Genomic DNA, 13,226 nt, shown 5'->3' with positions numbered 1-13,226 from the left:
AACCGCTAACGGAACTGAGAGACGTTATTTAGCTGCAAATACGAAACTATGAGCTCTAACGGAACGAGGAGACCTTATTTCGTCGAAATTGGCCCCAGCAGCTGCCTTTTTAGGCGAATAGCGGCTTCTAGTTCCGTTAAATTGGGAAATGACTGAGAAATACTCAAATAGCGGCTCTACGTTCCTTTAGAAAGAAGCTAGAGAGATAATGTATAGTCACGGCAGAGTTCTTTGACTTGTTAGCGGAGTTTGGAAGCGAATGGTGCTGTGAGTTTATACGCAACGAGGCGACCTAATTTGGGTCCGGTCAGTTTATGCCTCCTTAATATTCGGGTGTTATGTTTAACCTAAATTTATTCATGACGTCAAGAAGGGGTTGATTTCGATGCGCTTGATCGTAGCGGGCGGCGACGGTTTTTGCGGGTGGCCGACGGCGCTGTACTTATCCAAACGTGGACATGAGGTGGCCATCATCGATAATATGGCAAGACGCAAATGGGACGAGGAGCTGCGCTCCAATTCCTTGACCCCGATCGCTTCGCTGCAGGAGCGGGTGGAACGCTGGAAGGAGATGACGGGACGAACGATCCGCGTGTTCAACGGCGACTTGAATCATTATGATTTTCTGGCCCAAGTAATGCGCCAGGTGCGTCCGGATGCCTTCGTGCATTTTGCCGAACAACGTTCTGCTCCTTACTCGATGATCGACCGCGAACATGCGGTGTTCACGCAGGCCAACAATGTCATTGGGACGTTAAATGTCGGCTATGCCATTCGCGAGTTTGCCCCTGATTGTCATTTAATCAAGTTGGGGACGATGGGGGAGTACGGAACCCCTAATATCGACATCGAAGAAGGCTACATCGAAATCGAACATAACGGCCGGAAGGACGTGCTGCCTTATCCGAAACAGCCGGGTTCCTTTTATCACCTGTCGAAGGTGCATGACAGCCACAACCTGATGTTTATGTGCCGAGTTTGGGGCATCCGGGTGACGGATTTGAACCAAGGTGTCGTTTATGGCTTGCATACGGAGGAAACCCAGCTGGATCCGCTCCTAATCAACCGTTTTGATTACGATGGAGTGTTCGGGACGGCATTAAACCGGTTTCTCATCCAGGCAGCGATAGGGCATGATCTGACCGTGTATGGGAGCGGCGGGCAAACCCGGGGATTTCTAAACATCACGGATACGGTGCGATGCATAGAAATTTCGGCGAATCATCCGGCAGATCGCGGGGAGTTCCGCGTGTTCAATCAGTTTACGGAGGAGTTCTCCGTGCTGGATTTGGCCGAGAAAGTGAAGCGGGTGGCGGAGCGTGAAGGATACCCTGTGGGCATCGCCCATTTGGAGAATCCGCGGATCGAAAAAGAAGCCCACTATTACCACGCCAAGAACACCAAGCTGCAGGAGCTGGGACTCGAGCCGAATCTGTTGACGGACGAGGTGCTGCTGGATATTTTTCGTACGGCCGTGCGATATCAAGACCGCGTTGTGAAGGATAATGTGCTCCCCAGCGTAAAGTGGGGATAACAAGGAGGCGAGCCGTCTATGAAGATCGCGATGGTGACGGAGACGTTTTTTCCGTCGACGAACGGGGTCGTTACTCGGTTAACGCACTGCATTCGTTGGCTAACACGGCAGGGCCATGAAGTGATCGTTATCGCACCCGACCAAGGTGTCGGGGCTTTTGCGGGGGCACAAATTTACGGCATCCCGTCGTTTCGCTTCTTCCTTTACCCCAATCTTCCCCTTTCGCTGCCTGGGCGCAAGGTGGGCAAGCTGTTGCGCGCGTTCTCGCCGGATGTGGTTCATGTGGTGAATCCGGCGATGTTAGGCGCCGCCGGCGTCTGGTTCGGACGCCGCTATCCCCTTGTTGCTTCCTATCATACCCACGTTCCGCAATACGCCGATTTCTATAAGTTGCCTTGGCTGAAGCCGGCGTTATGGGGCTATCTGCGTCTGCTGCATAACCGCGCAGACCTGAACCTCTGCACGTCGGAGGCCGTGCGGGGGGAGCTTGAAGCGCGGCGGTTTCGGAACGTGAGGCTATGGAAGCGGGGCGTCGATCCGGAGCTGTTCGGCCCGCATCGACGCAGCAAAACCATGCGCCTGCGGCTGTCCGGCGGGGAGCCGGAGAAACGGCTCCTGCTGTACGTCGGCCGCCTGGCGGCGGAGAAGGAGATCGAGCGGCTGCGCGATCTCCTGACCGCTTCCAGCGGATTCCGGCTAGCCGTCGTTGGAGACGGCCCGCATCGCCCTGAGCTGGAAGGTTATTTTGCCGGTACGGGCACCGTGTTTACCGGCTTCCTGCACGGGACAGAGCTCGCGGAGGCGTATGCCTCGAGCGATGTGTTTGCGTTTCCGTCGGCCACGGAAACGCTGGGGCTGGTGCTGCTGGAGGCGATGGCCTCGGGCTTGCCCGTGATCGCCGCCGCCAGCGCGCCCACCCGGGAGCAGGTCGCCGAAGGGACGACCGGCTTCCTGTACGAGCCCGGCGCAGCGGACGGGCTCGTAAGGGCGGCGCAGCCGCTGCAAGACGGCGAGCGGCTGCGCCGGATGGGTGCCGCGGCCCGGGCGGAGGCTAGCCAGTTGGGCTGGGATGAACCCAGCCGCCAGCTGTTGGAGCTGTACCGCCAGGCCATACTGGAACGCGAGCTGCGACGAGCAGGGACGCTTAAACGGAAACGAATCAATGAAGCCGCGAACAAAACCAATAGCCAATAAGGTATAACCCGTGTCTACACGGGCTTTTTTTTGCCCATGATGAGGATTGTCAATTTATTGGCACACTTGGATAAGGCTGATTTTAGAACCTGGTACTATTACGTGGTATAATGAGTTCCATAGATGAGTTTCTCATATAAATAGAACTCGATACGGTGAGTTTTGAAGGGGATTGGTAATTTGAAACCATATGAACAGTGGATCGCTCCCGAATACTACAATGTTACCGCGGAAATGGAACGTCATGATCCTGAAAAAATCGCACTAAAATGGCTCAGTGAACAAGGGGAGTACGAGGAAATTACGTATGGAAAGTTGGTGGCTATGGCCAACCGTTTAGCCGGCGGATTAAGTGAATTGGGATTGCAGCCAGGTGACCGCGTGTTGGTAATGATGCCCCGACATATTATGGCCTATGCGATCTACCTGGCTTGCTTGAAGTTGGGAGTGACGATCATTCCATCTTCGGAAATGCTGCGGGCGAAGGACCTGGCTTACCGTCTGCGTCATTCTGAGGCGCGTGCAGTAGTCGTATGGCATGGCGTGACGGCGGAGGTCGATAAGATTGGCGATGACTTGCCGTCGCTCGCCTTCCGCTTATTAGTAGGTTCCGACGCACAGAAGGACACGCACTCGAACGGCTGGACCCCGATCGAAGCCCTGATGGATGGGCAGCCGGATACTTTTGAAGCCGTCAAGACGCATCGCGATGATATGGCTGTGTTGGCCTATACTTCCGGAACGACAGGAAATCCGAAAGGCGTCATGCACAGTCATGGGTGGGGGTATGCGCATTTACGTATTACGAGATCCTGGCTGGATATCCGGGACGACGATACCGTATGGGCAACGGCGGCACCGGGCTGGCAAAAGTGGATTTGGAGCCCGTTTCTGTCGGTTCTGGGGAACGGTGTGACGGGATTCGTGTATCATGGTTCTTTCCAAGCGGGGCGGTATTTGAAGCTCATTCAACAATACGGCATCCGGGTATTATGCTGTACACCAACGGAGTATAGGATCATGTCAAAGACCGATGGACTCGAGCATTACGATTTGTCCGGTCTACGCAGCGCCGTTTCAGCTGGGGAACCGTTAAACCAGGAAGTGATCCGCAAGTTCAAAAATGTGTTTGATATCACGATCCGTGACGGTTATGGTCAAACGGAAAGTACTCTTTTGATCGGAAACCTGAATGACACCCCGATACGGCTCGGCTCGATGGGCAAAGCCATTTCACCGGGCGTAGTGGAAATCGTTGACGAGGAAGGTTTGCTTCTGCCAACCGGAGTCGTAGGGAATATTGCGGTTCATGTCGACATGCCCGCCTTGTTCAAAGCGTATTATTTGGATCCCGAACGGAGGGAGCTGAATGTTCGCGGCTCTTATTTTGTGACTGGGGATCGGGCACAAAAAGACGAGGAAGGGTATTTCTGGTACGAGGGACGCGGGGATGACATTATTATTAGCTCCGGTTATACGATCGGCCCGTTCGAAGTGGAAGAGGCGTTGATGAAGCACGCGGCCGTGAAGGAATGTGCGGCGGTATCGAGTCCGGACGAACTGCGCGGTCATATCGTCAAAGCCTTTGTAGTGCTGAAGGAAGGTGTCCGGGGCAGCGCTGAATTGGTAAAAGAACTGCAAGCCCATGTTAAAACATGGACCGCGCCCTACAAATATCCGCGTCAAATTGAATTTATCGATGATTTGCCGAAAACCAACACAGGGAAAATCCGCCGTGTGGAGCTACGTGAGAGGGAGGAACAGGCTTTTCGGCAAAGATGATATGGCTTAGCGTCGTGCATGATTTCAGCCTTTTCTTCGCATCCTAAGAGCATTATCGCTAGAGGAGGCTGAACATGGAAAACCCGTTTTCCAGCATGCAATCGCAAAACCCCATCTCACTCGCGCAGCAGTCGGTCAAAAAAGCGCATCGTGCGGTAACCCAGGCTCAATCGCATCCTAGTGAAGAAACGGTGGAGGGCGCCCGCAACGCTATCGAAAAAGCGGAGAACGCCATCGCCCAAGCTGATGGCCGAATGAATCCCGAGCCGATGGAGCGAGCTAAAGAGGATTTGGCCGAAGATCAGGCGGCATTGGCGGAAGCGGAGAACCAATTGAATTCATGAATATTTGACGAATGGCGAAAAGCCGGCGGCGAATTCACGGTAAGGTGTGAATCGCAAGCCGGCTTTTGTTTGTTGGTACATTAGCAACCGGTGACCGGAGCGCAGCACTTACTGGACTTGGCCATGGCATCGTTAAATAGCTTAACGGAACGGAGGACGGATTCTTTTTCAAACTCGCTCATATAGGAAAAGACCTCATCCAGATATTCATTCATCTGCGTATCTATGGTCGTAGCGATGAACTTGCCTTCGGTAGTCAGTGATAAGGTTTGGACTCGGCGATCGTCGGGGTCGGTCGTTTTCTCTACCAGGTTCAGCTTCGTTAGAGATTGGATCTGACGGCTAAACGTCGTAATATCCGTACCGAGTGCGTCGGCGATCTGTTGCATGGACGGCTTATGGCGATGGTCGATCTCATATAAGATATGACTTTGAACCAAGGAGATGTCGCAGCCGCCTACGGTGCAGCAATTCCGGTTTAGTAGCCCGAAACGACGGGTCATGATTTGGAACAACTCACGTGGATTCTCCATTTGTGAACTCACCTCTTGCTTCATTTATAGCATCAAATGTTTGCAAGATGCAAGTTTTTGGCTCGTTCATTTCGTTATTCCCCCACAATAATGATCATCTGAAATTTAAAATGTAAAAATTACAGATAATGGGTTGACATTGCTGGAAATAGCCTTTACGATAAACACACGCTTAGTTTCCAGTTCATGACTGGAAAGCGGGGGAACCAGTTTTTTTGGGGCGAATCATTCTTTAACGATTGTAGGGTACCATCTTACCCGAGTCCGTCAGCTAACCTCGTCAGCAGTGGATGGGTCTAGTTTCAAGTAACTTCACGAAAACTTCCATGGCCCTTTTTAAGGGCCGTTTTCTATTTTTTTGTGCGGACCCCTGCTGGCGGAGCTATGCTTTCTCCCAAGCGAGGGGTCTCTTTTTTTGAGCTCCAGTTTGAAAAAAAGAAGGAGGGGGCTTCGCATGTGGAATAAATCTTGATTTTAAACCTACTAAACCTATGAAAAAAATAAGAATGAAAGGCTGTGAGTAGGGTTGAGAAAAGTGTCATGGTTGCTTATATCATTGCTTATGGCGGTTTCGCTAGCCGCTTGTAATTCGGGAACTACCGCAAATTCCGGGAAGAGTGGTGCGAACGGCGATACCGGGACTAAAGGAACGTTGGCTGAAGCGATCCGAAAAGGCTCTATCACGGTTGGTTTCGCGAATGAGAAGCCCTATGCCTACAAAGATGCCAACGGGGAGCTTACCGGTGAAGCGGTAGAAATTGCCCGGGTGATCCTCAAACGGCTGGGAATTAACGAGATGAAGGGCGAGTTAACCGAATTCGGCTCCTTGATCGCCGGTTTACAGGCCAACCGATTTGATCTAATCACCGCCGGAATGTTTGTCAATCCGGAACGGTGCGAGGCCGTGTTATTTGCTAACCCGGAGTATAGCATCGGCGAAGCGATTGCCGTAAAACAAGGGAATCCTCTTAACCTAGGCAGCTATGAGGACATTGCGAGTCATGAGAAGGCTCGTGTTGCTGTTATGACAGGCGCGGTGGAAATCGGCTATCTGCAAAACTCAGGCGTGCCGGATGATCGGATTATTCAAGTTCCGGACCAGGCATCCGCAATCAGCGCCCTTCAATCTGGACGCGTAGAGGCGATTACGATGACGGGGCCTTCGCTGCAAGCCATGCTTGAATCGGCTGGAGATGACAAAATCGAAAGGGTTGCCGATTTTTCACAACCGGTTATTGACGGCCAAAGCGTGCGGGGATACGGCGCTACAGCGTTCCGTCTCGCGGACAAAGAGTTTCAAGACGCCTATAATGCTGAATTAGCCAAAATGAAGGAGTCGGGCGAACTGTTGGAGATTTTACAGCAATTCGGATTTACGGAGCAGGAAATGCCCGGGGATATGACGGCAGCCGAGCTTTGCGGAGTATAGTATGCCGGAATCTTGGATCGATTTTATCCCCACTTTGCTTGAGGGGGCAAAAATCACTGTCACTGTCGCCTTGCTGGCGACGATACTGGCGGTCCTTGCCGCCTTCGTCTCCGGTCTAATGTGCTTATCTCGATGGCGCCTCATTCGCTGGATATCCTCGGTTTACGTGGAGGTTTTTCGAGGAACGTCTCTGCTTGTTCAACTCTTCTGGTTATATTTTGCATTGCCTTTCGCTGGTCTGGAACTCCCGAAGTTGCTTGCGGCCGTGCTAGCGGTAGGATTGAATTTTGGAGCTTACGGCTCCGAGGTTGTACGCAGCGCTGTCTTGGCGATACCCAAGGGACAATGGGAAGCAACCATTGCTTTAAACATGACGCCATGGCAAAGAATGAGTCATATTATTTTGCCTCAAGCGGCTTTAAGAATGCTCCCTCCCTTTGGTAATTTGCTTGTTGAACTGATTAAATCGACTTCTCTGGTTTACTTCATTACCATGGCGGATCTCACTTACCAGGCCATGGTTCTCCGGAATAACTACATTTCCTGGACTTCGGAGATATTGCTCCTGCTATTGCTCATGTATTTGGCGATTGCTTCGATGGTCTCCTTCGGCATTAAGGTGTGGGAACGCAAATGGTCCGAAGGGAGGATGTGACGGATGTGGGATTGGAATTATGCCTTCGAAATCCTTCCAGAACTTTTGGTTGCATTGAGAATGACCGTCGTAGCAACACTTTTGGGCTTTTTGACCGCGGTAATCGGGGGGTTATTGCTAGCCTTCGCTATACGCTCAAGATATGCCTGGCTACGGTTAGCGGCTAAGGGATTCAACGGCTTTATTCGAAATACGCCACTGCTGGTGCAGGTATTCTTTCTTTACTACAGTTTGCCGATCCTAGCTAGTATTTCTTTACCGGCTTTCTATGCCGGTATCTTGGGATTGGGGTTGCACTACAGCACGTATTTATCCGAGGTTTATCGATCCGGAATTGATGCCGTCCCCAGGGGGCAATGGGAAGCGGCTGTCGCACTGAACTATTCCAAGGCGGATACCTGGCGTTCGGTCATTCTTCCGCAAGCGATCCCACCGATCATTCCGGTCCTCGGTAATTATTTGATTGTGATGTTTAAGGAAACCCCAATCTTGTCCGCAATCACGATGGTTGAATTGTTACTGACCGCTAAAAATATCGTTTCGGAATCCTTCCGGGTATTTGAACCGTACACGCTGGTCGGCGTATTGTTCCTGGCTATCAGCTATCCATCCTCGCTGTTGATCCGGCGATTGGAATTGCGCATGAATCTCCAAAGGGGGAAGTAAGGGGGAGGAATCATCATGACTTTACCGATGGTGAAATATACCGGCGTTACGAAAACCTACGGTGACCGTCAGGTGCTTACAGGTATCGATTTGAATATCGAGGCAGGCGAAAAGGTGGCCGTCATCGGTCCAAGCGGTTCCGGCAAAACAACGATGGGACGTATGCTGATGACTTTAGAGGAGCCGACGACCGGTACGATTGAAATAGATGGCGTCCATTTATGGCATATGTCCAAGAAAGGTCGTTTCGTACGGGCAAATGAGAAGCATTTACATGAGATGCGTGGAAATGTAGGTATGGTATTTCAACACTTTAATCTTTTTCCACACCGGACGGTACTGCAGAACGTGACTGAAGCTCCAAGGAGAGTGCTGAAGCTGTCAAAGGAAGAAGCCGAAGAACGCGCTATTGAGATGCTCCGCAAGGTAGGTTTGGATGAAAAACTGGCGGATTATCCGGCTCAATTGTCGGGCGGACAAAAACAACGTGTGGCAATTGCCCGAGCTCTCGTCATGCGTCCCAAAGTGATGGTGTTTGATGAGGTGACCTCGGCACTGGATCCCGAGCTGGTCGGCGAAGTGTTAGAGGTTATCCGGGAAATTGCCGAAGAAGGGGAGATGGCGATGATGCTCATCACTCATGAGATGGATTTTGCGAAAGAAATCGCGGATCGCGTGCTTTTCTGCGCGGACGGGAACATTGTCGAGGAAGGACTGCCAGAGGCTATTTTTGAATATCCACAAACTGAACGGCTGCAATTGTTCTTAAAGCGTTTTCGGTCCGCAGTGTATTCTATGGCTTGAATAGGGTAGGTGAACTGCATGAAAAACACGCTACGAAGTCTTATATTTCGCAAACCGGTTCCCAGCGATGCGAAAAGGGTTTATGAATTGATTCGCAACTGCCAAACGCTTGATCTGAATTCCGCTTATGGCTACTTGGTTTTATGCGATTATTTTCGAGAAACTTGCGTGGTTGCGGAGGAAGGATCAAGTCTTGTCGGCTTCCTGTCCGCTTTCCGCTCGCCGCTTCGGTCGGATACGTTGTTCGTATGGCAGGTTGCGGTAGCGGGTAGTCATCGAAAACAGGGGATCGGCAAGCGTATGCTTTCCTTCCTGCTGTCGGGGAATGGGGCACCACCGGTTACTTATCTGGAAGCTACGATCTCCCGAAGCAATCTGGCTTCGACCCGTTTGTTTACAGGGGTAGCCAAGGAACATGCTGCACCGGTCGAAATTACATCCGGTTACAAGGCGGAAATGTTTCCAGAAGAGCTTCATCATGAGGATGAACCTCTTTACCGAATTGGTCCTTTTATACATCAACTATAAACGGAGGTATGAGATGCAGACCCAAACTCTTGAAACACCGAGTATGAACGTGTTCGAACAGCTTGAATCAGAGGTCCGAAGCTATTGCCGAAACTTCAGAACGGTATTTCACAAGGCGCAGAATGCCAAGCTTTGGGATACAAAAGAACGCGAATATATCGATTTTTTTGCAGGTGCAGGTGCTCTGAATTACGGACATAACAATCGAAAGATCCGCGATAAGCTGATCGCTTACTTACTTGAGGACGGCGTGACCCATAGTTTGGATATGGCGACCCATGCCAAAGAACAATTTTTAAGCACATTTGATGAGGTTATATTGAAGCCGCGCGGGTGGCAATACAAAGTGATGTTTCCGGGGCCAACCGGGACGAATGCTGTTGAAAGTGCGTTGAAAATCGCTCGTAAAGTGACAGGCCGCTCCACCGTAATCAGCTTTACCAATGCCTTTCATGGGATGACGTTAGGTTCGCTTGCTGTCACGGGGAATGCATTTAAGCGTAAAGGGGCGGGAATCGATTTGCCTCACTCCGTCTTCATGCCTTATGACGGGTATTTCGGTGAAGATGTCGATACGATTCACTATATGGAAAAGCTGCTTGATGATCCGGGAAGCGGAGTGCCGTTGCCTGCAGCTGTTATTGTGGAGGCCGTGCAAGGTGAAGGTGGTTTGAATGTTGCTTCAGACGACTGGCTTCAAAAGCTGGAACGTCTTTGTCATAAGAAAGGCATTCTATTGATCCTCGATGATATTCAGATGGGCTGCGGCCGAACGGGACCTTTCTTTAGTTTTGAACCGTCCGGGGTCGTTCCAGACATCATTTGTTTGTCAAAATCCATCGGTGGGTTTGGTTTACCGCTTGCACTAACTTTGATCAAACCGGATCTGGATGCTTGGCAACCGGGTGAACACAATGGGACTTTCCGCGGGAACAACCTCGGATTTGTCGGGGCTGCAGAAGCACTGGATTTCTGGAAAACTCAAGAATTTCATAAGGAAATAGAAAGCAAGGCAAACCGCATCGAATCCTCCTTGCAACGGATGATCGAGCAGCAGCCTGCTCTGAATGGCAAGCTTCGCGGAAAGGGGATGATTCAAGGGATTGCCTTTGAGAAGCCAGGCTTGGCGGAGAGATTATCCGAATTAGCTTTTGAATCGGGGTTGATTCTGGAAACCTCGGGTCCATGCAGCGAAGTGGCTAAATTAATGCCTCCGCTAACGATTGAAAATTCGACTCTTGAACAAGGTCTCGAAATACTAGAACATTGCTTGAACCAATTAGCAGTTGAGGAGGGATCTTCATGATCGTGAAACATCTGAGCAACATTCTGGGGACGATTGACGACGTGGATACGGAAACTTGGAACTCCCGGAGGCTGCTTCTGGCCAAAGATAACATGGGATTTTCTTTAAATGATACCTTGATCAAAGAAGGTACCGAGACATTCATTTGGTATAAAAATCATGTTGAGGCGGTTTACTGCATCGAGGGGGAAGGGGAAATCGAGGTCATTGGGGGGGAAACCTATCCGATTTCACCGGGCATGATGTATGCGCTGAATGGCCATGAAAAGCATTACTTGCGGGCCCGTTCGCAATTGCGAGTGATCTGCGTGTTTAATCCGCCGCTTACGGGACGGGAAGTGCACGATGAAGAAGGGACTTACCCATTGCTGTAGCACGTGCGACATACACTATTTTATTTCGAAAGGATGAAGTGAAATGAGCGGTACAAATCTCTCTGTCGATCTTGACTTGATCAAGGATGTTTATCCTTCTCGAATTCATGCGGAGCCACAATGGCTGCCCCGGCAGGACCCGGTGGTTTACTCCGAATGGAGCTCTAAAAGCCCTATAAGTAAGGAACAGGTGGAGTTTTACCAGAAGAACGGGTACCTGTTCTTAGAACGTTTTTTTGCTGAAGAAGAATTGAGTGGGTATCAAAAAGAAGCGCGTCGGTTGAAAGAAGCGTCGAAGAAGCAGCAGGCGGACGAAATTATCCGCGAACCCGGAGGAGATGATGTAAGATCTATCTTCGCTATACATCAAAGTCAACCAGTGTTTCGTGGTCTATCGCAGCATCCAGAGCTTCTGGCGATCATTGAATTCCTCCTAGGCAGTTCGCCTTATATCCATCAATCCCGGATCAATTATAAGCCTGGGTTTACGGGGAAAGAATTTTATTGGCATTCGGATTTTGAAACCTGGCATGTGGAGGACGGGATGCCCCGAATGCGGGCGCTCAGTTGTTCCATCGCGTTGGAAGACAATTATGCTTTTAACGGCCCTCTGATGGTGCTTCCCGGCTCACAGCAAATTTTTGTGCCTTGCATTGGTCAGACGCCGGATCATCATTATAAAGAATCTTTACGCAAGCAGCAGTACGGCGTTCCGGACCCTGAAAGCCTCACCGAGCTTGTGAAACGCTTCGGCATCGACACACCCGTGGGTCCTGCCGGATCCATTCTGCTATTTGATTGTAATATCATGCACGGATCGAATAGTAATATTACCCCGTACCCACGAAGCAATATATTTATGGTATATAACAGTGTGGAGAATAAAGTCGTGAAGCCGTATTCCGGACAAAGTCCGAGACCTGAATATATTGCGACACGTCAAGGAATTTAAATCATGGAAAGGCCATTGTCCTGTGGGATAATGGTCTTTCTTCTAAAACAGAACGATTGAATTGGAATGAAGTGGTGGTTGCGTTGGGTGAATCCACATGGTATTCTATGAATCCGGCCGCAAAAAGGGCGGCCAAATAGGAGAGGCAAATCACTATTAAAAGATGAGTTGGAAAAACTTACGCCTTGAATTGAACCTCGTTGATATGTTACATTAAATATCCTGCCGGATGAACGGTAGGCGGTAAGCGAAATGGAAGGATTTACTTCTTGCAATTAAGCTTGCTGAAGTGATATGATATAAAAGTTGTCGCCGATAAGACGATAACGAAAGTTGATCTTTGAAAACTGAACAACGAGTGAGTAATACAATGAGATTTTAAAGGATGAATTTCAAACCGGTTCACTCCGGTCTTGAAATTCGATCCGATCTCGTCAGTTTGTTTAAATGAGCAAGTCAAACACTTTTGATGGAAGACCTCGACGCCCTCGGGTTCGAGATTCCTTCCATCCTTATTGGAGAGTTTGATCCTGGCTCAGGACGAACGCTGGCGGCGTGCCTAATACATGCAAGTCGAGCGGAGTTAATTGGGAGCTTGCTCCTGATTAGCTTAGCGGCGGACGGGTGAGTAACACGTAGGCAACCTGCCCGTAAGACTGGGATAACTACCGGAAACGGTAGCTAATACCGGATACGCAAGTTTCTCGCATGGGAGACTTGGGAAAGGCGGAGCAATCTGTCACTTACGGATGGGCCTGCGGCGCATTAGCTAGTTGGTGGGGTAACGGCTCACCAAGGCGACGATGCGTAGCCGACCTGAGAGGGTGAACGGCCACACTGGGACTGAGACACGGCCCAGACTCCTACGGGAGGCAGCAGTAGGGAATCTTCCGCAATGGACGAAAGTCTGACGGAGCAACGCCGCGTGAGTGATGAAGGTTTTCGGATCGTAAAGCTCTGTTGCCAGGGAAGAACGTCTTCTAGAGTAACTGCTAGGAGAGTGACGGTACCTGAGAAGAAAGCCCCGGCTAACTACGTGCCAGCAGCCGCGGTAATACGTAGGGGGCAAGCGTTGTCCGGAATTATTGGGCGTAAAGCGCGCGCAGGCGGCTGTTTAAGTCTGGT

General features: G+C 50.6%; 13 protein-coding genes, 1 rRNA gene and 1 riboswitch. Of the genes, 13 read left to right on the top strand and 1 reads right to left on the bottom strand.

Annotation, left to right across the window (positions count from 1 at the left end; genetic code table 11):
* The first annotated feature begins 385 nt into the window (after positions 1-385).
* From KJS42_RS00070 to KJS42_RS00055, 4 genes are all read left to right on the top strand, one after another.
* Complete coding sequence (locus KJS42_RS00070; protein WP_213621634.1) at positions 386-1,534, top strand: NAD-dependent epimerase/dehydratase family protein; 1,149 nt, start codon at positions 386-388, stop codon at positions 1,532-1,534.
* An 18-nt stretch (positions 1,535-1,552) separates the two neighbouring features.
* The gene (locus KJS42_RS00065; protein WP_213621633.1) at positions 1,553-2,728 is read left to right on the top strand and encodes a glycosyltransferase family 4 protein; all 1,176 of its coding nucleotides are present in this window, start codon (positions 1,553-1,555) and stop codon (positions 2,726-2,728) included.
* A 234-nt stretch (positions 2,729-2,962) separates the two neighbouring features.
* Entirely contained in the window at positions 2,963-4,510 is a 1,548-nt protein-coding gene (locus KJS42_RS00060; RefSeq protein ID WP_430147252.1) for an acetate--CoA ligase, read from the top strand.
* A 74-nt stretch (positions 4,511-4,584) separates the two neighbouring features.
* The gene (locus KJS42_RS00055; RefSeq protein WP_155608168.1) at positions 4,585-4,854 is read left to right on the top strand and encodes a hypothetical protein; all 270 of its coding nucleotides are present in this window, start codon (positions 4,585-4,587) and stop codon (positions 4,852-4,854) included.
* An 80-nt stretch (positions 4,855-4,934) separates the two neighbouring features.
* Here KJS42_RS00055 and KJS42_RS00050 read toward each other — a convergent pair whose 3' ends face one another.
* Entirely contained in the window at positions 4,935-5,387 is a 453-nt protein-coding gene (locus tag KJS42_RS00050) for a MarR family winged helix-turn-helix transcriptional regulator (protein WP_155608169.1), read from the bottom strand.
* 159 nt (positions 5,388-5,546) lie between these two features.
* A riboswitch (cyclic di-AMP (ydaO/yuaA leader) is annotated at positions 5,547-5,688 on the top strand.
* 261 nt (positions 5,689-5,949) lie between these two features.
* Between KJS42_RS00050 and ehuB the strand changes: the two genes are divergently transcribed.
* The 9 genes from ehuB to KJS42_RS00005 all read left to right on the top strand — a co-directional run.
* Positions 5,950-6,816 (top strand): ectoine/hydroxyectoine ABC transporter substrate-binding protein EhuB, encoded by an 867-nt coding sequence (ehuB, locus tag KJS42_RS00045; protein ID WP_213622077.1) that lies wholly within the window; start codon positions 5,950-5,952, stop codon positions 6,814-6,816.
* A 1-nt stretch (position 6,817) separates the two neighbouring features.
* Complete coding sequence (gene ehuC / locus KJS42_RS00040; protein WP_213621631.1) at positions 6,818-7,471, top strand: ectoine/hydroxyectoine ABC transporter permease subunit EhuC; 654 nt, start codon at positions 6,818-6,820, stop codon at positions 7,469-7,471.
* A 3-nt stretch (positions 7,472-7,474) separates the two neighbouring features.
* Entirely contained in the window at positions 7,475-8,137 is a 663-nt protein-coding gene (gene ehuD, locus KJS42_RS00035; RefSeq protein WP_155608171.1) for an ectoine/hydroxyectoine ABC transporter permease subunit EhuD, read from the top strand.
* Positions 8,138-8,152: 15 nt separating this feature from the next.
* Positions 8,153-8,941, top strand: a complete 789-nt coding sequence (gene ehuA, locus KJS42_RS00030; RefSeq protein WP_280516390.1) for an ectoine/hydroxyectoine ABC transporter ATP-binding protein EhuA — start codon at positions 8,153-8,155, stop codon at positions 8,939-8,941.
* Positions 8,942-8,959: 18 nt separating this feature from the next.
* Positions 8,960-9,469, top strand: a complete 510-nt coding sequence (ectA, locus tag KJS42_RS00025) for a diaminobutyrate acetyltransferase (RefSeq protein ID WP_213621630.1) — start codon at positions 8,960-8,962, stop codon at positions 9,467-9,469.
* A 13-nt stretch (positions 9,470-9,482) separates the two neighbouring features.
* A complete protein-coding gene (gene ectB / locus KJS42_RS00020; protein ID WP_213621629.1) occupies positions 9,483-10,775 on the top strand; it encodes a diaminobutyrate--2-oxoglutarate transaminase in 1,293 nt (430 codons plus the stop codon).
* Complete coding sequence (locus KJS42_RS00015; protein WP_213621628.1) at positions 10,772-11,149, top strand: ectoine synthase; 378 nt, start codon at positions 10,772-10,774, stop codon at positions 11,147-11,149. The genes ectB and KJS42_RS00015 overlap by 4 nt, the downstream gene beginning before the upstream one ends.
* A gap of 43 nt (positions 11,150-11,192) precedes the next feature.
* A complete protein-coding gene (gene thpD, locus KJS42_RS00010) occupies positions 11,193-12,101 on the top strand; it encodes an ectoine hydroxylase (protein WP_280516389.1) in 909 nt (302 codons plus the stop codon).
* 512 nt (positions 12,102-12,613) lie between these two features.
* Positions 12,614-13,226, top strand: a 16S ribosomal RNA gene (locus tag KJS42_RS00005); the annotation flags it as partial.

It is taken from the genome of Paenibacillus sp. J53TS2, assembly GCF_018403305.1.
Classification (GTDB): domain Bacteria; phylum Bacillota; class Bacilli; order Paenibacillales; family Paenibacillaceae; genus Fontibacillus; species Fontibacillus rhizolycopersici.
Note: the sequence above shows the minus strand (reverse complement) of the source record. Positions and strands in the feature narration are given on the sequence as shown.